Genomic DNA, 19,441 nt, shown 5'->3' with positions numbered 1-19,441 from the left:
CCAATCCGCGCGATCCGATACGGACGAGAATCAATCCGCGTGGCTGCACCGATGCCGTTTCCCCTTACTTGTCAAACGAATCGCCCCACCTATACTAGCCTCTGACATTTGCCTTTCGGTATTAGGGGCCGGATAGCGCGTCGCGCGGACGGTCGCCGCGCATGCCCGTAAGTGGGGGCGGGCGGTGTGTCGTGGTCCGGCGTCTTTCGTATTCGAACAACGCAGCGGATCGATCGGGGGCCGAATTGAGCACGACATACACCGCAAGCGAGCCGCCGCGCGCCGTCAGCGCCGTCGCGAAGATCTACGCGAAATGCCTGCTGATCGGATTCGCGCTGCTGCCGGCCTATCTCATCGCATACCTGTGGTTCTTCGGCGATCCGCACCTGACGTTCGAGAACCACGCGTTCCATGAACTCGCGATTGCCGCGGCCACGCTCGAGGGCGCCTTCGTCACGTACGTGACGTGGGTGTGCTACCGCTCGTCCGGCGAACCGCTGCTGCGCTGGCTGACGCTCGGCTTTCTCGGCTTCGCGATGATCTATGCGCTGCACGGCCTCTTCACCGGGATGGCGCATCACAACATCTGGCTGTTCCTGCTGTACGGCCCGGCGTCGCGGCTCGTGATGGCGATCCTGCTGCTGACCGGCCTGATGTCGTATTCGCGGCCGTCCGATCGCGTTGACCGGCGCACGAGCCTGCGTACCTGGCTGCCGTGGGTCGTGTTCTTCCTGGGCGTCGATGCCGCGGTTGCGTATATCGCGTATTCGCCTGTCGCCGGCGTGCTCGGCACCCGCCTGTCGATGGAGGGCGGCGCGATGGTGTTCTCGATGCTCAACGTCGGCGTGCTGCTCGCGCGGCGCATCCGCTCGCCGCTGATGGCGATCTACGGGATGTCGATCACGGCGTTTGCGCTGTCGTCGCTCGCGTTCATTCTCGGCAAGCCGTGGAACCACATGTGGTGGCTCGCGCATGCGATCTTCGCGGGCGGGTTCTTCCTGCTGAGCTACGGCGTCGTGCAGGCGCTGCAGACCACCCGTTCGTTTTCGGCGATCTACAGCCAGGAAGACCTGATGAGCCGGCTGTCGGAATCGATGTCGCGCACCGAGAGCGCGTTGCAGGAACTGCGGCGCACCAACCAGAAACTCGAATACCTGGCCGCGACCGACCCGCTGACGGGCGCGTCGAACCGCCGCCAGTTCATCGGCCTCGTCGAACGCGAGATCCAGCGCGCGGAACGCGACGGCACGCCGTTTTCGCTGCTCGCGTTCGATCTCGACAACTTCAAGAACATCAACGACGCGTACGGGCACCAGATCGGCGACGAGGTGCTGCGCGGCGTCGTGCGGCAATGCATCGAGGCGATCCGGCCGGGGAGCGGGACCGCGCGGGGCGGTGGCGACGAGTTCGTGGTCCGGCCGGCGGGCGGGATTGCGCGGGTCGGCGGCGAGGAGTTCATGGCGCTGTTGCCGGAGATGCCGCTCGAGGGGGCGCGGATGACGGCCGAGCGCCTGCGCTCGTCGATCGCGAGCGCGCCGTTCGGGCTCGATTTCAAGCGGGTGCAGGTGACGGTCAGCGTCGGCGTCGCGCAGTACGGGATCGACGGCAGCACGGTGGACGCGCTGCTGCGTGCGGTGGACGAGCGGCTGTATCAGGCGAAGCGCGAAGGGCGCAATCGCGTCGTTGCGCATTGACGGCGATTGGGGCGAGTCGGGTGATGGAGCGATGCGAAAGCGTCAGCCGCCTGCATCGACGATCAGTTCCGGCTTCAGTGCGCGAATCCGCTGATCGATGAAGTAGCCGCCGCCCTCCTGGTAACGCAGGTACACGCGCCCGCATGGCCGGCACCGGCAGACGTTGCTGCGGTTGTACGGGAAATGACGCGCGGCGATCGGCGCATCCGCGGACCAGTAGCGCGTTCCGGCCGGATGATGTTCCTCGAAGGTCGGTTCGTCGGTCTCGTCCGGCGCCACGAGCGTTCCGACCACTTCCAGTTGATCTTCCGGCAGCGACAGCGGCAGGCTCGTCCATCCGTCGAGCGGTGTTTTCGTGCAGGTACACGACGACGACACGGCGGCCGATTGGTGGGCCAGTTCCAGCAGCGCGGCGTGCGAGAGATAGGGCGGGCGATTCATGGCGTGCGTTTCGCGTAACGGGGACAAGTCGGCAGTGTAGCCAACCGGCGCGGATGACGTAGCCTCGCGTTTGTCCGTCCATCCGTCCGGTTGGCGAGCCGGGTGGGGCAGGATTCCCGGTCGACGAGGTTTGAGCCACAATGGCAAACCATCACGACCTGAAACTGGAGCAAACGAAGTGATCCGACATATCGTCATGTGGAAACTGAAGGAAACCGCGGAAGGCGCGACGCGCGCGCAGAACGCGCTCAGGCTGAAGGAGAAGCTCGAAGCGTGCCGCGACATCGTGCCGGGCGTTCTTCATCTCGAAGTCGGTCTCGCGACGCCGGGCCTCGAAGCGACCTACGACGTCGTGCTGGTGTCCGACTTCGTCGACCAGGCGGCGCTCGACGCGTACCAGGTGCATCCGGTGCACGAGGAAGTGAAGAAATTCGTCGGCGCGGTGCGCGAAGCGCGCCAGTGCATCGACTACCTCGTCGACGCGGCATGATGAGCGGCGCGGCACAGCAGGCGGGCGGCCCGCAGATCGAGAGCCCGTTCGTCGACATGCTCGGCGTGCAGCTCGTGTCCGCGAAGGACGGCAACAGCGAGATCCTGTTGCCGCTCGACGAACGGCACATGAACACGTGGAGCATCGCGCACGGCGGCGTGACGATGACGCTCGCGGACGTCGCGCTCGCGATGGCCGCGCGCAGCCTGACCGACGACGGTGTCGGCGTCGTCACGGTCGAGATGAAGGTGAACTTCATGCAGCCCGGGCGCGGCGAGTTGCGCGCGTACGGGCGCGTGATGCACCGCTCGACGACGATGGCGTACTGCGAAGGCGAGGTGCGCGACAGCGAAGGGCATTTCGTCGCGAAGGCGCTCGGTACGTTCAAGTACATGAAGCGAATCGCGGTAGGCCGCGACATCCGCCGGCAACGCAACCGCACCGCGCCGGACGCGCATCCCGGCCCGAGCGACGCGTAAGCGCGGCGACGTGCGGCCCTGCCTGTCCGGCAGGGCCGTTTTTTCTTGCGGCGCGCGTTCCGCGCGGCCGCGAGGCATGGGACTGGAGGCAGCGATGAGCATCGTCAATCGTCAGATCCTGCTCGTGTCGCGTCCGCAGGGCGCGGCGAGCGTCGACAACTTCCGGCTCGTCGAGACCCCGCTCGCGCCGCTCGCCAACGGCGAAGTGCGGGTGCGCAATCACTTCCTGTCGCTCGATCCGTACATGCGCGGCCGCATGAACGACGCGAAGTCGTATGCGCAGCCGCAGCCGCTGAACGAAGTGATGATCGGCGGCACCGCGGGCGAGGTGATCGAGTCGCGGCATCCCGGGTTTGCGGTCGGCGATCGCGTGGTCGGCGCGCTCGGCTGGCAGGAATACGGCACGTCGAACGGCCATGGGCTGCGCAAGGTCGATACGTCGCGCGTGCCGCTGTCGGCGAGCCTCGGCGTGACCGGGATGCCGGGCGTCACCGCGTGGTACGGGCTGAACCGGATCATCGTGCCGAGGGCGGGCGAAACGGTCGTCGTGAGCGCGGCGAGCGGCGCGGTCGGCAGCGTCGTGGGCCAGCTCGCGAAGCGCGCCGGGTGCCGCGCGGTCGGCATCGCGGGCGGTCCGGACAAGTGCCGCTACGTCGTCGAGGCGCTCGGCTTCGACGCGTGCGTCGACTACAAGGCAGGCCGGCTCGTCGACGACCTCGCGGCCGCGACGCCCGACGGCGTCGACGGGTGCTTCGAGAACGTCGGCGGCGCGGTGCTCGACGCGACGATGGCGCGGATGAATGCGTTCGGCCGCATCGCCGTGTGCGGGATGATCGCCGCGTACGACGGCGCGAGCGCGCCGTTGGCGGCGCCGGCGCTGATCCTGCGCTCGCGGCTGAAAATGCAGGGCTTCATCGTGTTCGAGCATCCGGACGCGTGGCCGCCTGCGCTCGCGGAGCTGACCGAGCTCGTCGCGTCGAAACACCTGCACTACCGCGAGTCGATCGCGTACGGGCTCGAGCGCGCGCCCGAAGCGTTCCTCGGGATGCTGAAAGGCCGCAACTTCGGCAAGCAGCTCGTGCAGCTCGTATGACGCGGGCGTGGCATGATACGGCGCTTGTCGACCGTTCCCGCGCCGTTCTCGCGCCCGCTTGCCGATGCCGCTGAATCCGAAGATCGCCCAGATACTCGACATGGTCGAGCGGGCCAGACGTCCGTCCTATCATCATCAGACGCCGCAGCAGGCGCGCGCGGCGTACGAGAAGAGCGCGCCGATCCTCGACGTCGCGCAGGCGCCGATGCACTCGGTCGAGGACTGCGTCGTGCCGACGCGCGACGGCCGGTCGATCGGCGCGCGCCTGTACCTGCCGGTCGCGCCGAGCCTCGCGGAGCCGCTGCCGGCGCTCGTGTACTACCACGGCGGCGGCTTCACGGTCGGCAGCATCGACACGCATGACGCGCTGTGCCGGATGTTCGCGCGCGACGCGCAATGCGCGGTGCTGTCGGTCGGCTACCGGCTCGCGCCGGAGCACAAGTTTCCGACCGCGGCGAACGACGCGGACGACGCGCTGCGCTGGCTGCATCGCGAGGCGGGCGCGTTCGGCATCGACGCGGCGCGGCTCGCGGTCGGCGGCGACAGCGCGGGCGGCACGCTCGCGACCGTCTGCGCGGTGCTCGCGCGCGACGCGGGCATCCGGCTCGCGCTGCAGCTGCTGATCTATCCCGGCGTGACCGGCCACCAGCAGACCGACTCGCATGCGCGGCTCGCGAACGGCTATCTGCTGTCGCAGGACACGATCCAGTGGTTCTTCTCGCAATACGTGCGCGATCCGTCCGATCGCGACGACTGGCGTTTCGCGCCGCTCGACGGCACGCGTGGCGCACCGTCGTTCGCGGGCGTCGCGCCGGCGTGGATCGCGACCGCCGAATACGATCCGTTGAGCGACGAGGGTGTCGCGTATGCGGACAAGCTGCGCGCGGCCGGCAACGCGGTCACGCTGACCTGCTATGCGGGGATGATTCACGAATTCTTCAAGATGGGCGGCTACGTGCCTGAAGTGCTCGCCGCGCATGCGGATGCGGTCGCGGCGCTGAAGGCGGCATTCGACGACGCTTGACGACCTTTGACGGCGGCGCGGCCGCGCGGAGGATGCGCAATGACGGACTGCGAGGTGGAGACGGGCGACTGGACGATGCTGGGCGGCGACGCCGCGCGCATTCGCGACGCGGTGTTCGTGCGCGAGCAGCGTATTCCGCCGGAGTGGGAGCTCGACGACGACGATCCGCTGTCGCGCCATGCCGTCGCGTACCGGATCGACGCGGCGACGGGCGCGCGCCGCGCGATCGCGACCGGGCGGCTGCTGCCGTCGGGCACGATCGGGCGGGTCTCGGTGCTGGCCGACGCGCGCGGGCAGGGCGCCGGCTCGGCGGTGCTGCAGGCGCTGCTGAACGAGGCGCGGCGCCGCGGCGAGCCTGCCGTGCGGCTATATGCGCAGGAGACGGCCGTGCCGTTCTATGTGCGGCATGGCTTCTCGACGATCGGCGAATGGTTCGTCGAGGCCGGCGTGCGGCACGTCGAGATGACGCGCGCGCCGTGAGCGTCAACGCGCCTGCGTCGCGTCGATGTCGAACGTGAACGCGCGCTCGAACGCGCCGGGACGGACGATGCGGTGCGAGCCGTCGTCGTCGCAGCGTTCCTTGATTTCCACCGTCAGCCGCACGCCTTCCTTCATCGTGACCCGCAGCGCGGTGGTGCCGCGTGTGCCGTATTCGGGCGTCTCGATGAATGCGGCGGACAGCGCGCGCTCGCGCTCGAGCGGGATGCCCGTATGCGGCAGCGCGTCGTCCGCGGCGATGTGCGGGTCGCGCATCAGCGCGATCAGGTCGTCGAGCGGGGGTGTCGGGTCGTCGGTCAGCAGCGTGCCGAGTTCGGCGCGCTTGCGCACCACTTTCGGCCAGGGCGTGTCGAGCCGCCCGTTCGACAGCGCATGCACGCCGGCCGGCACGAGCGCGGGCGCGTCGACGCCGGCCGCGTCTTCCGCCGCGCGGTTGCAGAACCACGCGAGCTCGCGCCGCTTCCAGTCGCCGACCAGCAGGTTGAAGCCGTTGTACACCGCGGCATGCTCGGCGAGCCGCGCGAGGTAGTCGAGCGGCGCGACCGGCTGCCCGCCGAGGTAATCGGACACGAGCTTGCCGCGGGTCGGCGCGCCCGCGCGGATGTCGAACGGCGCGCGGTAGTTCGTGAGCGCCGCGAAGCGGCCGTCGCGCGACACGCCGAGCCACGTGCCGCCGGCTTCGAGATCGCGGCCGGCCAGCAGGCCGGGCACGTCCTCCCACCACGACAGCGGCGCACTGGTGCGACGGAAGAACTCGTCGCGGTTGGCGACCAGGGTGAACACGGGACCGGCGGCGGCATCGGGCTGCCAGTCGAAGGCAATCAGACACATCGGGCAAATTTCTCGCTTCGAACCTCGGCCGCCGGCCGCACCGCGCGGGCCGGCGCCTGAACGTTGGGATGGCCGGTCAAGCCTCCGTCGGCCATGCGTAGGGCAGCGGCTCGAACGCGAGCGCCGGGCCGTCAGCCGCGCCGAGATGCACGCTGCCGCTTTCCAGCGCGGCGAGCTTGATCTCGACGAGTGCGTCGATGCCGCCGGCCGGTGCGGCCGCCGCGTTCACGACCATCCCGCACGGCTGGCCGGGGTCGTCGCTGTGGAACAGCTCGATGCCGGCGCGCACCGTATCGGTGTCGCCCGCGGCGTGCGCGAGCGCGGTGCGGCGCTTGATCGTGCCGCGATACTGGCTGCGAGCGACGATTTCCTGGCCCGGATAGCAGCCCTTGCGGAAATTCACCGCGCCGATCACGTCGAAATTGATCATCTGCGGCACGAACTGCTCGACGGCCGGCTGCGTGACGCGCGGCTCGCCCGCGCGGATGTCGAGCCAGTCCCACACGGCCGGCGACACGGCGGGCAGCTTGCCGTCGAGCGCGGCGAGCCGCGTGTCGACTTCCGCGCGCGGCCCGATCCACAGGTAGCGCCGCTTGCCGGCGGCGTCCGGCATGCGGATCAGCGCGCCGGCGGGGCCGTCGACCTTCACGTGCACGCCGTCCGGCAGCGCGTCGAAGATGCCCGACAGCGCGGCGCGCACGTCGCCGGCGAAGCCGACCACGGCAAGCGCGTCGCTGGCGTCCGCGAGCTTCGCCTTCGCGCGCAGCACGAACATCGACAGCCGCTTCTGCACCGCGGCCTGCACGTCCTTCGAGACCAGCAGGCGCACGTCATGGCCGGACCGCCACGCGAGGAACGACGCGAGCAGGCGCCCCTTCGGCGAGCAGTAGCCGGCGAGCCGCGCGCTCGCGGCGTCGAGGTGCTCGATGTCGTTGGTCAGCTGGGTGTGCAGGAACGTCGCGGCATCGTCGCCGGCGACGTCGATCACGCCGAACTGCGGCAGCGGCATGTACGCGCCCGCCGCGTCGAAATCGGCGGCCGGCGGACGGGGGAACACGGGAAGCGGGGCGGGTGCGGCCTGGGCAGCCGGTGAAGCGAACGGTGTGCTCATGGAATGAGGGAACAGTCAACCCTGACTTTGACGGAGGCGAGCAAGTATTATATGGGTCTTACCCGAGTCACGTTTCCATGTCCCTACTGAAGAAATGCGCCGCAACGGTTGCGGCGCTGGCCGTCGTTGTGGTCGCCGCCGGCGCGGGCGGCGCGTATTACTGGGCAACCCGCCCGCTGCTGCTCGGCGCCGCGCCGCTCGACGTCACGATCAAGCCGCGCAGCAGCGTGAAGAGCGTCGCGCAGCAGCTCAAGCGCGGCGGCGTGCCCGTCGAGCCGTTCGCGTTCGTCGCGATGACGCGCGTGCTCGGCCTGTCCAGCCAGCTCAAGTCCGGCAACTACGAATTCAAGAGCGGCATCACGCCGTACGACGTGCTGCAGAAGATCGCGCGCGGCGACGTCAACGAATACGTCGCGACCGTGATCGAAGGCTGGACCTTCAAGCGGATGCGCGCGGAACTCGACGGGAATCCGGATCTCGTGCACACCACCGCCGGCATGAGCGACGCCGACCTGCTGCGCGCGATCGGCGCGCCGGACAGCGCGGTCAGGCGGGGCAGCGGCGAAGGGCTGTTCTTTCCCGATACCTACCTGTTCGACAAGGGCACGGTCGACCTGAACATCTACCGGCGCGCGTACCGCCTGATGCAGACGCGTCTCGACGAGGCATGGGCGGCGCGCGCGCCGGGCCTGCCGTACAAGACGCCTTACGAAGCGCTGACGATCGCGTCGATCGTCGAGAAGGAAACCGGGCATGCGGCGGATCGCGCATTCGTCGCGGCGGTGTTCGCGAACCGGCTGCGCATCGGCATGCCGCTGCAGACCGATCCGTCGGTGATCTACGGGCTCGGCGACGCGTATGACGGCCGCCTGCGCAAGCGCGACCTGCAGGCCGACACTCCCTACAATACGTACACCCGGCGCGGGCTGCCGCCGACGCCGATCGCACTGCCCGGCGTCGCGGCGCTGCAGGCGGCGATCAATCCGGCGGCGACGAGCGCGCTCTACTTCGTCGCGAAGGGCGACGGCACGAGCGTGTTTTCCGACTCGCTCAACGACCACAACAAGGCCGTGGACAAATACATACGAGGTCAATGATGGCGCGCGGTAGATTCATCACGTTCGAAGGCATCGACGGGGCGGGGAAGACCACCCACCTGGACTGGTTCTGCGAACGTCTCCAGGACAAGCTGGCCGGCGCCGGCCGGCAGGTCGTCGTCACGCGCGAGCCGGGCGGCACGCAGCTCGGCGAGAAGCTGCGCGAGATCCTGCTGAACCAGCCGATGGACCTCGAGACCGAGGCGCTGCTGATGTTCGCCGCACGGCGCGAGCACCTCGCGCTCGTGATCGAGCCCGCGCTCGCGCGCGGCGACTGGGTCGTGTCCGACCGCTTCACCGACGCGACGTTCGCGTACCAGGGCGGCGGCCGCGGGCTGCCGCGCGACAAGCTCGAGGCGCTCGAGCGCTGGGTGCAGGGCGGCTTCCAGCCGGACCTGACCGTGCTGTTCGACGTCGCGCCGCAGGTCGCGAGCGAGCGGCGCGGCGCGGCGCGGATGCCCGACAAGTTCGAGAGCGAATCCGACGCATTTTTCGCGCGTACGCGCGGCGAATACCTGCGGCGCGCGGCCGAGGCGCCGCACCGTTTCGCGATCGTCGATGCGACGCAGTCGATCCCCGAGATCCGCAGGCAGCTCGAAGGCGTGCTCGCCGCGCTGTAATTCCGGACGGCCGCTTCGCTTACCTTTGGAACACACATGATCTATCCGTGGCAGACCGATGACTGGAACCGCCTGCAGCAACTGCGCGCGCAATGGCCGCATGCGCTGCTGCTGCACGGCCAGGCCGGGATCGGCAAGCTGCAGTTCGCGCAGCATCTCGCGCAGGGCTTCCTGTGCGAAACCCGCCAGGCAAACGGCGAGCCGTGCGGCACGTGCGCGGCCTGCACGTGGTTCGCTCAGGGCAACCATCCCGACTATCGGATCGTGCTGCCGGAAGCGCTCGCCGGCGAAGCGCCGGGCGCGGCGGATGACGCCAAGCCGGCGGATGCCGACGAAGGCGGCAAGAAGACCCGCGCGCCGAGCAAGGAAATCAAGATCGAGCAGGTGCGCGCGCTGCTGGATTTCTGCGGCGTCGGCTCGCACCGCGGCGGGGCGCGCGTCGTCGTGCTGTATCCGGCCGAGGCGCTGAACGTCGCCGCGTCGAACGCGCTGCTGAAGACGCTGGAGGAGCCGCCGGCAGGCGTCGTGTTCCTGCTCGTGTCGGCGCGCATCGACCGCCTGCTGCCGACCATCATCAGCCGCTGCCGGCAATGGCCGATGACGGTGCCGGCGCCGGACGAGGCCGCCGCGTGGCTGGCCGCGCAGGGCGTCGCGGACGCGCCGGCGCTGCTGGCCGAGGCGGGCGGCGCGCCGCTCGCGGCGCTGGCGCTCGCGAGCGACGAGAACCGGCCGCTGCGCGACTTCACGCTCGGCCAGCTCGCGGCCGGCGCGGGGTGCGACCCGTTCGCGTGCGGCGAGGCGCTGCAGAAGCTGCCGGTGCCGCTCGTGCTCGGCTGGCTGCAGCGCTGGCTGTACGACCTGCTCGCGCAGCGGATGGCGGGCGCGCCGCGCTATTTCCCGGTCCATGCCGCCGCGCTCGCGCGCTGCGCGGACGCGCTCGACGCGAATGCGTTCGCGCGCTTCATGAAGACCGTGACGCGCCAGCGGATGGTCGAAAACCATCCGCTCAACGCGCGGCTGGTATTCGAGGAACTGTTTCTCGGATACCGTGAAATGTTCGCGTGAGCGCCGGCAAGCGGCTCGACCGCGCACAGGGCGCATAACCGGCGGCGCGCGGCCCGAGCGGCCGCCCGTCACCCGCATTCAGGAAACACGATGTTCGTCGATTCTCACTGCCACATCAATTTCAAGGGTCTCGCGGACCGCCTGCCGGCGGTGCTCGAGAACATGCGCGAGCACGACGTCACGCACGCGCTGTGCGTGTCCGTCGATTTCGAGACCTTGCCCGAGGTGCTCGCGATCGCGGAGGCGCACGACAACGTCTACGCGTCGGTCGGCGTGCATCCCGACCACGAGGACGCGCGGGAGCCGACGCTCGCCGAGCTGATCGAGCTGGCCGCGCACCCGAAGGTCGTCGCGATCGGCGAGACGGGCCTCGACTACTACCGCCTCGAAGGCCGCTCGATCGCCGACATGGAGTGGCAGCGCGAGCGCTTCCGCACGCACATTCGCGCCGCGCACGCGACGCTGAAGCCGTTGATCATCCATACGCGGTCGTCGTCGGAGGACACGCTGCGGATCATGGCCGAGGAGCGCGCGGAGGTGCCGGGCGGCGTGATGCACTGCTTCACCGAGCCGTGGCCGGTCGCGGAGCAGGCGCTCGCGCAGAACTTCCACATCTCGCTGTCGGGGATCGTCACGTTCAAGAACGCGACCGACGTGCAGGACGTCGCGCGCCGCGTGCCGCTCGACCGGCTGCTGATCGAGACCGATTCGCCGTATCTCGCGCCGGTGCCGTATCGCGGCAAGCCGAATGAACCTGCGTACGTCAGTCATGTCGGACGCTTTATCGCATCCGAGCGCGGCATCGCCGTCGAGGCGCTGGCCGATGCGACGACGCAGAACTTTTTCCGGCTGTTCAAGATCGCCCGCTGACGGCGGCGCGACACAGCCGACAACCCAGGGGAAGGAGCCCACAACAATGACCAAGCCGATCAAACATCTGCCGAAACGTGCGCTCGTCGCCGCCGCGCTGGTCGCGGGCGGGCTGTTCGCGGCCGCCGGCGCGCACGCGGAGTCGCTCGAAGCGATCGTCAAGGCGGTCAAGTTCGACGACATTGCCGATATCGGCAAGCAGCTGAAGAACGGCCTCGATCCGAACACGCTCGCGCCGAACGGCGATCCGCTCATCGTGATCGCCGCGCGCGAGAAGTCCGACAAGGTGGCGGCGGCGCTCGCCGCGGCGCCGAACGTCGACCTCGAGAAGGAAGACAAGGCGGGCGAGAACGCGCTGATGCTCGCATCGCTGAACGGCGACGTCGGTCTCGTGAAGCTCCTGATCGACAAGGGCGCGGAGGTCAGCAAGAAGGGCTGGGCGCCGCTGCACTACGCGGCCACCAACGGCCAGGACGCGGTCGTCAAGGTGCTGCTCGATCACGACGCCTATATCGACACCGCGTCGCCGAACGGCACGACGCCGCTGATGATGGCGGCGCGCGGCAACCACGCGTCGACGGTCAACCTGCTGCTCGACCAGGGCGCCGATCCGCAGGTGAAGAACCAGCTCGGCATCACCGCGCTGGAGTTCGCGAAGCACTACAAGGCGCCGGATGCCATCGACATCCTGAGCAAGCGCACCGAGCGTATCGGCGCGGCGACGCCGGGCAATGCCCAAAAGAGTGCAAAATAGCGGTTTTGGGCGCGGCCGGCTAGGCGCGGCCGGCCAGGCGCGGCCGGCGGCCCCGGGTCGCATTGACATAAGGAACACCATGTTGCGGGCTATGTTTTGTGCCGCGGCGTTCGCCGTGCCGTTGTCGGCGGCGGCTTTCACGGGCGCGGATCTCGATCGGCTGTGCGCGAAGACGGACGTGAAATCGCGGGCGTCGTGCGCGGCCTACATCGAAGGCGCTGCCGACGGCGTCTACAACACGATCGACGCGATCGGCGGCACCACCGGGCCGCGCGTCGGCCAGTATTTCTGCCTGCCGCCCGATATCAAGGCGCAGCAGATGACCGACGCGGTGCGCAAGTACATCGCGGAAAATCCGAAGCTGGCCGACTACAACGCGAGCACCGCGGTATCGCTCGGTCTCGGCAAGGCGTTTCCCTGCAGGGGCGGCAACTGACCCGAAGCCGTGTCCGGGCGCGTGCCGCGCCCGGGCGTCGCCGATGCATCCAGGACGAGGCGCATGACGCGCCTCCTGAACCGAAGAGGCTCAGGCGTCGATGATTTCACTCGAGGAACTGCGGCGCATCGCCGATGCGCCATTGCATTCGTGGCTCGGCACGCTGATCGTGTCGGCCGTCATCCTGCTGGTCGGCGCGGCCGCGCACCGGATCGGCGCGCGCATCGTCAAGCGCCTCGCGAGCCCCTATCCGATGCTGAGCGTGGAACTGCGCTACATCGACAAGCCGTCGCTCGTCACGCTCGCGCTGCTCACGCTCGAATTTGTCTGGCTGCAGGCCGACGACGGCGTGCCGTTCGTGCGCGGCATGCGCACCGCGGCGGCCGTCGGCACGATCGTGGCGCTGACCTGGCTGCTCGCGCGGCTCGCGGCCGCTGTCTGCGAGGCGATCATCCTGGCGCATCCGCTGGACACGGCGGACAACCTGCAGGCGCGTCGCATCCATACGCAGGCGCGCGTGCTGTCGCGGACCGTGATGGTGCTGATCGTGATCGTCGGCACCGGCGCCGCGCTGATGACGTTCCCGAACGTGCGCCAGGTCGGCGCGAGCCTGCTCGCGTCGGCCGGGGTCGCGGGCCTCGTCGCCGGCATCGCCGCGCGCCCGGTGCTCGGCAACCTGATCGCGGGCCTGCAGATCGCGCTGACGCAGCCGATCCGGCTCGACGACGTCGTCGTGATCCAGGGCGAGTGGGGGCGCATCGAGGAAATCACCGGCACCTACGTGTCGGTGCGACTGTGGGACCAGCGGCGGCTCGTCGTGCCGCTGCAATGGTTCATCGAGAATCCGTTCGCGAACTGGACGCGCAACAGCGCCGAAATCATCGGCACGGTATTCCTGTCCGTCGACTACCGGACGCCGCTCGCGCCGCTGCGCGAGGAGCTCGCGCGGCTCGTCCAGCACGCACCCGAATGGGACGGCCGCGTGCAGGTGCTGCAGGTGACCGACGCGACCGAGCGCACGATGCAGCTGCGCGCGCTCGTCAGCGCGGCGGATTCGTCGCTGTGCTTCGACCTGCGCTGCCGCGTGCGCGAGGGGCTGATCGCGTACATCCAGTCGCATTACCCGCAGTGCCTGCCGCGCAGCCGCACCGAGCTGTTTCCGCACGCCTCGGCGCCGGACGCGCCGAACCCCGTGCGCCCGCGCGAACGCGCGCCTGCCGCCAGCACGGCGGCGAATACCGCGGCCGATCCGCAGGCCGTCGACGGACGCTGACCCGCTCCCGATCATGACGGCACTCCATACGCTCGCCATTGCCAACTACCGCTCGCTGCGCGAACTGATCGTGCCGCTCGCGGCGCTGAACGTCGTGACGGGGCCGAACGGCAGCGGCAAGTCGAGCGTGTACCGCGCGCTGCGGCTGCTCGCCGACACCGCGCAGGGCCGCGTGATCCCGTCGCTGGCCCGCGAGGGCGGGCTGCCGTCGACGCTGTGGGCCGGCCCCGAGCGGTTCTCGCGGTCGATGCTGGCGGGCGACACGCCCGTCACCGGCACGGTGCGCAACGGGCCGGTGAGTCTCAAGCTCGGGTTCGCGTGCGACGATTTCGGCTATGCGATCGATCTCGGGTTGCCGGCTCCGGGCGGCGGCTCGGTATTCGGGCTCGATCCGGTCGTCAAGCGCGAATGCATCTGGAGCGGGCCGGCGTTACGGCCGTCGACGCTGCTGGTCGACCGGCAGGGCGCGCAGATCCGTGCGCGCGACGCGTCGGGCGACTGGTCGACCGTCCCGCAGCCGGTCGCGAGCTTCGACAGCATGATGACGGAGTTCGCTGACCCGCGCGGCGCGCCGGAGATGATCGCGGTGCGCGAGCGGATCCGCTCGTGGCGCTTCTACGATCATTTCCGTACCGACGCGCAGGCGCCCGCGCGGCAGTCGCACATCGGCACCCACACCCCCGTGCTCGCGGACGACGGCGCCGACCTTGCCGCCGCACTGCAGACGATCCGCGAGATCGGCGACGGCGCGGCGCTCGACGCGGCGATCGACGACGCGTTTCCGGGCGCGTCGGTCGAGATCGACAATCCGGGCGCCCGCGGCCGCTTCGAGGTGCTGATGTGCCAGCCGGGGCTGCTGCGCCCGCTGGCGGCCGCCGAGCTGTCGGACGGCACGCTGCGCTACCTGCTGCTCGCGGCGGCGCTCCTGACGCCTCGGCCGCCCGCGCTGATGGTGCTGAACGAACCGGAGACGAGCCTGCATCCGGACCTGCTGCCGGCGCTCGGCCGCCTGATCGCACAGGCGGCGCGGCATTCGCAGGTAATCGTCGTGTCGCACGCGGCGCGGCTGATCGCGACGCTCGAGCGCGAGGCCGGCTGCGAGTCGCTCGTGCTCGACAAGCGGCTCGGCGCGACCGGGCTCGTCGATGCCGACACGCGGGACCTGCCGCCGTGGAAGTGGCCGTCGCGCTGACGCGCGGCGCGTCGTCCGCCGGGGCTCCGACCCCTGTATCGGCAGGGCGGCCGAGTGTATCCGGTCTGTAACAACACCCATAAAATGCAAGACCTCCGGTGTGTCCCGGCCGGATCGCTAATAATGAGATATTCGGGCGGTGCTGCGCCGACCCTTTGGAGACGTGGATCATGAGAATTGCCCAGATCGCCCCGTTGACCGAGTCGGTGCCGCCGAAGCTGTACGGCGGCACGGAGCGCGTCGTGTCGTACATCACCGAGGCGCTCGTCGACCTCGGTCACGACGTGACGCTGTTCGCGAGCGGCGATTCGACGACGCGCGCGAAGCTCGAGCCGGTGTGGCCGCGCGCGCTGCGGCTCGACTCGTCGATCCGCGACCGGATCGCGCCGCACATGCTGCTGATGGAAACGGTCGCGCGCCGCGCGAAGGACTTCGACGTCCTGCATTTCCACATGGACTATTACTCGTTCTCGGTCTTCAACCGCCAGGAAGTGCCGTACGTGACGACGCTGCACGGCCGGCTCGACCTGCCCGAGCAGCAGCCGGTGTTCGACACGTTCAACACCGCGCCGGTGATCTCGATCTCGAACGCGCAGCGCCAGCCGCTGCCGCAGGCGAAATGGCTGACGACGGTCTATCACGGGCTGCCGGAGACGCTCTACACGCCGCAGCCGGTCGAGCCGCGCTATCTCGCGTTCCTCGGCCGCATCTCGCCGGAAAAGCGCGTCGACACGGCGATCCGCATCGCGCAGCAGTGCGGGCTGCCGATCAAGGTCGCAGCCAAGATCGACGCGGCCGACCAGGAGTATTTCGAACGCGAGATCAAGCCGCTGTTCGCGCTGCCGCACGTCGAATTCATCGGCGAGATCGCCGATCACCAGAAAGCGGAATTCCTGTCGGGCGCGCATGCGCTGCTGTTCCCGATCGACTGGCCGGAGCCGTTCGGCCTCGTGATGGTCGAGGCGATGGCGTGCGGCACGCCGGTGATCGCGTTCAATCGCGGCTCGGTGCCGGAGGTGCTGGACGAGGGTGTGTCGGGCTTCATCGTCGAGGACGAGATCAGCGCGGTCGCGGCCGTCAACCGGCTGCGCCTGCTGCCGCGCGCGCGCGTGCGGCAGCGCTTCGAGGAGCGCTTCACGTCGCGCCGGATGGCGCAGGAGTACGTCGACGTCTATCAGTCGATGATCCGCGCGCAGAAGCGCGCGCGCTTCAAGGTGATCGATTCGACGACCTGACGCGTGTCGCGCAGGCGCAAAAAAAAACGGCGATGCCCGCGTGGGCATCGCCGTTTGCACATGGGCAGCGTGCGTCAGATCTTCAGCTTGGTGACCTTCGTGCCGTTGATCGACACGTCGCCCATCAGGCCGGCGTTCGTCAGCACGATCACCTGCACCGGCGCGGTGGCCGTGTTGGTGTCGATCGCGCCGTTCGCGCCCATCTTCACCAGCGCGACCGACGCGCCCGCGCCGGCGGCCCAGCCGTCCGAGCCGCGGAATTCGTCGAGCGATTCCTGCGTCATGAACAGGAACACGATCGCCTTCGATTGCGCGCCCGCCTGCAGGCCGACCGACAGCGACGACGTGTTGTAGTAGCCGACCGTGCTGCCGCCGACGCGCAGCGCGCCGTTGCCGGACTGGCCGCCGACGATGAAGCCGGCCTGGAGCACTTCAGGGAACACCAGCACGCCGCGCGATTTCGCGACGAGCTCACGCGAGCCCTTGACCGTGGAATACAGGCGCGACAGCGTCGCGTCGACGCTCGAATCGATCGCCTGGCGCTTCGACGCACTGGTCGCGGCGGTGTCGGGCTTGTCGGGGGTCGTGGTGCAACCGGCGAGCGCGAGGCTGCCGACGATGAGCGCGGCGGCGGCTTTCAGTGCGAGATTCCGTTTTTGCATCGTTGTTCTCCATCGGGTGATGTTCAGCGTGAGTCGCGCCGTTCAAGGGGCGGATCACGTCGGCAGTTATATCACAGCGGATTACGGGAGGCTTTTTACTCGGAAGTGAAAAAGCGTCAAATCGTCAAGTTGTGTCGCCATCCGTCAACGAACGGCGCGCACGCGCTCGCCGGCGCGGCGCATGCGCCGGCGGCTTGCAGGCCAGGGGGAGGGCGGGCGCGGTGCGGCGATGCACGCGTCAGTGCGGCACCGGCGGCTTGATCGGGGGCCGTCGCAGCGCGCGACGGATCAGCGCGATGACGACGCCGCACGCGAACAGGAACGCGGCCGGCACGACCCAATAGCCGACGAATGCATGCCACAGGTAGCTCGCGAGCGTGTTGCGGCGCACCACGTACTCATCGCGCGCGGCCTTCTGGCGGGGGGCATTGGCGGTGAGCACGTCGGCGGGGCAGCCGGCCGCGCGCGCTTCGTCAGGGTCGCCGTGACAGCGCGCGGCGGCGCCGGCGGCGCGCTGCGCATCGGTGAGCTGCCAGGTGGTCAGCGCGAGTTGCAGGTCCGCCTTGTTGTAGGCCATTTCCTCGCGGATCTCGCGCACGGCGACGATCGCGACGGGGACGGCCCAGAACACGATCACGATCACCCAGCGGCGGAACCAGCGGTGTTGTCTCCATGCCATCCAAGCCTCCGTTTGACGCGGCGTGCGCGTCCGTGTCGAGGGCGGCCCGATGGCGCTTCTTATGCTTGGATGGGCCGCATTGCAGCCATCATAGAAGAAAACGCGGCGAATTGCCGCATCATGTGCGGGGGGCGCGCGGCGGGCCGGAGCCGGCACGGAAAGCCGTCGTCGGGAGGGCCGCGCTGCGGCCGACGGGCGGCGGCGAGCCCGTCATCCGCGCGACCGGATGTTGATGCGCATGCAACGAAAACAACAATGCCGCGCCCGTCGAAACGGTGCGCGGCATTGATGACGAGGCCGGAATCAGGCGGCCGGCTGAGCGGTCAGGCAGCTCTTCATGAACGCCTTGCGCTCGTCGCCCTTCTTGCCGGCGGCGTCCTTGTTGCAGGCCTTCATCTTGTCCTGTTGCGACATCGCCTTCGCCGGCTTCGCCGACAGGCAGTCCTTCATGAATGCCTTGCGTTCGTCGCCCGTCTTGCCGGCTGCCTGGGTGTTACAGGCCTTCATCTTGTCCTGCTGGCTGTTCGCCGCGAATGCGGGGGAAGCGAGCATGCCGCCGACGAGCAGTGCGGCTACGAGCGATTGGATTTTCATTTGACACTCCCATGGGGTGAACTGCGTTTTATTGACGCCAAACGCGAAGCGGGACGCATAGCGGGGACGCATCGCGCCGCGCGCTCCGATTATGGCGAATCAATGTGAAAACACCAAAACAGCACTTTCTATAACGTGGCGGGCCGCACCGGCGTTGACGAAAAGCGCAGGCGGGCGATCGGGACAAACCATGATGCGCACGCACCGGGCGCGGCCGGGCTATCGTGCCCGGATCGCGAGCCATTACAATCGCGCCCATGAATACTCCGCATTCCGCTTCCGCTTCGCCGCCGGCCCTGCCGCGCATCGCCGTCCTCGCCACCGGCGGCACCATCGCCGGGGCCGCGCCCGACGCCGCCAGCACGGCCGGCTACCAGGCCGGCGCGCTCGGCGTCAACTTCCTGCTCGACGCCGTGCCGGCGCTCGCGTCCGTCGCGCGCATCGACGCCGAACAGGTCGCCAGCATCGACAGCAAGGATCTCGCGCTGCCGCTGTGGAACACGCTGGCCGCGCGCATCGGCGCGCTGATGGCCGACGACGCCGTCGACGGCATCGTGATCACGCACGGCACCGACACGCTCGAGGAAACCGCCTACGCGCTGCACCTGACCGTGCAGGGCGACAAGCCGGTCGTGCTGACCGCGGCGATGCGCCCGGCGACCGCGCTGTCGTCCGACGGCCCGCTCAACCTGCTCAACGCGGTGACGGTCGCGGCTCACCCGGCGGCGCGCGGGCAAGGCGTGCTGGTCGCATTCAACAACCGGATCCATGGCGCGCGCGACGTCGTGAAGACGAGCACGTATGCGGTCGATGCGTTCCAGTCGCCGGAACTCGGCGCGCTCGGCTGGGTGCAGGACGGCCGCGTCGAATTCGCGCGGCGCGTGACGCGTCCGCACGATTCGCAACTGGCGATGCGTAATGCATGGCCGGCGGTCGAGGTTGTTGCCAGCTATGCGGGTGTCACGCGCATCGCCGTCGATGCGCTCGTCGCGGCAGGCGTGCGCGGGCTCGTCGTCGCGGGCACCGGCAACGGCTCGATCCATGCGACGCTGCAGGCGGCGCTCGCCGATGCGGTGAAGCAGGGTGTCGCCGTGGTCCGCGCGTCTCGGGTCGGCTCGGGGCACGTGATGAAGAACGGCGCGGCCTGCGACGACGCGCTCGGCTTCGTGAGCGCGGGCTCGCTGAACCCGTTCAAGGCGCGCGTGCTGCTGATGCTTGCGCTCGCGAACGGGATCGGCGCGCGCGACGACCTGCAGCGCTTGTTCGACACCTACTGACCGGACGCGTTGCGTCCGGCGTCAAT

22 protein-coding genes are annotated in these 19,441 nt (G+C 69.1%); 16 read left to right on the top strand and 6 right to left on the bottom strand.

Features of this window, described 5'->3' with window-relative positions; translation table 11 throughout:
* Window positions 1–245 precede the first annotated feature (245 nt).
* Complete coding sequence (locus HWX31_RS16375) at window positions 246–1,694, top strand: GGDEF domain-containing protein (protein WP_174965837.1); 1,449 nt, start codon at window positions 246–248, stop codon at window positions 1,692–1,694.
* A gap of 42 nt (window positions 1,695–1,736) precedes the next feature.
* On the opposite strand, the gene HWX31_RS16370 is transcribed toward HWX31_RS16375, so the two are convergent.
* Complete coding sequence (locus tag HWX31_RS16370; RefSeq protein WP_174965836.1) at window positions 1,737–2,135, bottom strand: hypothetical protein; 399 nt, start codon at window positions 2,133–2,135, stop codon at window positions 1,737–1,739.
* Between the two features lie 178 nt (window positions 2,136–2,313).
* Between HWX31_RS16370 and HWX31_RS16365 the strand changes: the two genes are divergently transcribed.
* From HWX31_RS16365 to HWX31_RS16345, 5 genes are all read left to right on the top strand, one after another.
* Window positions 2,314–2,625: a Dabb family protein gene (locus HWX31_RS16365; protein ID WP_042584210.1), complete on the top strand. Its 312-nt coding sequence runs from the start codon at window positions 2,314–2,316 to the stop codon at window positions 2,623–2,625.
* A complete protein-coding gene (locus HWX31_RS16360) occupies window positions 2,625–3,104 on the top strand; it encodes a PaaI family thioesterase (RefSeq protein ID WP_059611658.1) in 480 nt (159 codons plus the stop codon). Before HWX31_RS16365 ends, HWX31_RS16360 begins: the two co-directional genes overlap by 1 nt.
* Window positions 3,105–3,198: 94 nt before the next feature.
* Window positions 3,199–4,197, top strand: a complete 999-nt coding sequence (locus HWX31_RS16355) for an NADP-dependent oxidoreductase (RefSeq protein ID WP_174965835.1) — start codon at window positions 3,199–3,201, stop codon at window positions 4,195–4,197.
* 64 nt (window positions 4,198–4,261) lie between these two features.
* Window positions 4,262–5,221 carry an alpha/beta hydrolase gene (locus HWX31_RS16350; protein ID WP_059611570.1) on the top strand — a complete coding sequence of 320 codons (960 nt, stop codon included), beginning with the start codon at window positions 4,262–4,264 and terminating at the stop codon, window positions 5,219–5,221.
* A 39-nt stretch (window positions 5,222–5,260) separates the two neighbouring features.
* Window positions 5,261–5,701 carry a GNAT family N-acetyltransferase gene (locus tag HWX31_RS16345; RefSeq protein ID WP_174965834.1) on the top strand — a complete coding sequence of 147 codons (441 nt, stop codon included), beginning with the start codon at window positions 5,261–5,263 and terminating at the stop codon, window positions 5,699–5,701.
* A 3-nt stretch (window positions 5,702–5,704) separates the two neighbouring features.
* Here HWX31_RS16345 and HWX31_RS16340 read toward each other — a convergent pair whose 3' ends face one another.
* Together HWX31_RS16340 and ygfZ are read right to left on the bottom strand one after the other, a co-directional pair.
* Window positions 5,705–6,550, bottom strand: a complete 846-nt coding sequence (locus HWX31_RS16340; protein WP_059527637.1) for an NRDE family protein — start codon at window positions 6,548–6,550, stop codon at window positions 5,705–5,707.
* 76 nt (window positions 6,551–6,626) lie between these two features.
* Entirely contained in the window at window positions 6,627–7,661 is a 1,035-nt protein-coding gene (gene ygfZ / locus HWX31_RS16335; protein WP_174965833.1) for a CAF17-like 4Fe-4S cluster assembly/insertion protein YgfZ, read from the bottom strand.
* 77 nt (window positions 7,662–7,738) lie between these two features.
* Between ygfZ and mltG the strand changes: the two genes are divergently transcribed.
* The 9 genes from mltG (at window position 7,739) to HWX31_RS16290 (ending at window position 16,203) form a co-directional block, all read left to right on the top strand.
* Entirely contained in the window at window positions 7,739–8,758 is a 1,020-nt protein-coding gene (gene mltG / locus HWX31_RS16330) for an endolytic transglycosylase MltG (protein ID WP_059527630.1), read from the top strand.
* Entirely contained in the window at window positions 8,758–9,378 is a 621-nt protein-coding gene (gene tmk, locus HWX31_RS16325; protein WP_059662583.1) for a dTMP kinase, read from the top strand. Before mltG ends, tmk begins: the two co-directional genes overlap by 1 nt.
* Before the next feature lie 36 nt (window positions 9,379–9,414).
* On the top strand, window positions 9,415–10,443 hold the full coding sequence (locus tag HWX31_RS16320; RefSeq protein WP_175933943.1) for a DNA polymerase III subunit delta': 1,029 nt from the start codon (window positions 9,415–9,417) through the stop codon (window positions 10,441–10,443).
* A 90-nt stretch (window positions 10,444–10,533) separates the two neighbouring features.
* A complete protein-coding gene (locus tag HWX31_RS16315; protein WP_059832727.1) occupies window positions 10,534–11,313 on the top strand; it encodes a TatD family hydrolase in 780 nt (259 codons plus the stop codon).
* A gap of 46 nt (window positions 11,314–11,359) precedes the next feature.
* Entirely contained in the window at window positions 11,360–12,067 is a 708-nt protein-coding gene (locus HWX31_RS16310) for an ankyrin repeat domain-containing protein (RefSeq protein WP_059775423.1), read from the top strand.
* A gap of 79 nt (window positions 12,068–12,146) precedes the next feature.
* Entirely contained in the window at window positions 12,147–12,503 is a 357-nt protein-coding gene (locus tag HWX31_RS16305; RefSeq protein ID WP_029226518.1) for a Rap1a/Tai family immunity protein, read from the top strand.
* A gap of 100 nt (window positions 12,504–12,603) precedes the next feature.
* A complete protein-coding gene (locus tag HWX31_RS16300; RefSeq protein WP_174966008.1) occupies window positions 12,604–13,776 on the top strand; it encodes a mechanosensitive ion channel family protein in 1,173 nt (390 codons plus the stop codon).
* A 13-nt stretch (window positions 13,777–13,789) separates the two neighbouring features.
* On the top strand, window positions 13,790–14,968 hold the full coding sequence (locus HWX31_RS16295; RefSeq protein WP_174966009.1) for an AAA family ATPase: 1,179 nt from the start codon (window positions 13,790–13,792) through the stop codon (window positions 14,966–14,968).
* 170 nt (window positions 14,969–15,138) lie between these two features.
* Window positions 15,139–16,203, top strand: coding sequence for a glycosyltransferase family 4 protein (locus HWX31_RS16290; RefSeq protein WP_059611654.1), 1,065 nt, complete (start codon window positions 15,139–15,141; stop codon window positions 16,201–16,203).
* 74 nt (window positions 16,204–16,277) lie between these two features.
* Here HWX31_RS16290 and HWX31_RS16285 read toward each other — a convergent pair whose 3' ends face one another.
* From HWX31_RS16285 to HWX31_RS16275, 3 genes are all read right to left on the bottom strand, one after another.
* The gene (locus HWX31_RS16285) at window positions 16,278–16,865 is read right to left on the bottom strand and encodes a BPSL1445 family SYLF domain-containing lipoprotein (protein WP_076475032.1); all 588 of its coding nucleotides are present in this window, start codon (window positions 16,863–16,865) and stop codon (window positions 16,278–16,280) included.
* Window positions 16,866–17,103: 238 nt separating this feature from the next.
* A complete protein-coding gene (locus tag HWX31_RS16280; protein WP_174966010.1) occupies window positions 17,104–17,544 on the bottom strand; it encodes a hypothetical protein in 441 nt (146 codons plus the stop codon).
* A 303-nt stretch (window positions 17,545–17,847) separates the two neighbouring features.
* A complete protein-coding gene (locus HWX31_RS16275) occupies window positions 17,848–18,138 on the bottom strand; it encodes a PsiF family protein (protein ID WP_059618118.1) in 291 nt (96 codons plus the stop codon).
* A gap of 257 nt (window positions 18,139–18,395) precedes the next feature.
* On the opposite strand from HWX31_RS16275, the gene HWX31_RS16270 reads away from it, so the two are divergent.
* Complete coding sequence (locus HWX31_RS16270) at window positions 18,396–19,415, top strand: asparaginase (protein WP_174966011.1); 1,020 nt, start codon at window positions 18,396–18,398, stop codon at window positions 19,413–19,415.
* Window positions 19,416–19,441 lie beyond the last annotated feature (26 nt).

This window comes from Burkholderia ubonensis (assembly GCF_902833085.1).
Lineage (GTDB): Bacteria > Pseudomonadota > Gammaproteobacteria > Burkholderiales > Burkholderiaceae > Burkholderia > Burkholderia ubonensis.
Note: the sequence above shows the minus strand (reverse complement) of the source record. Positions and strands in the feature narration are given on the sequence as shown.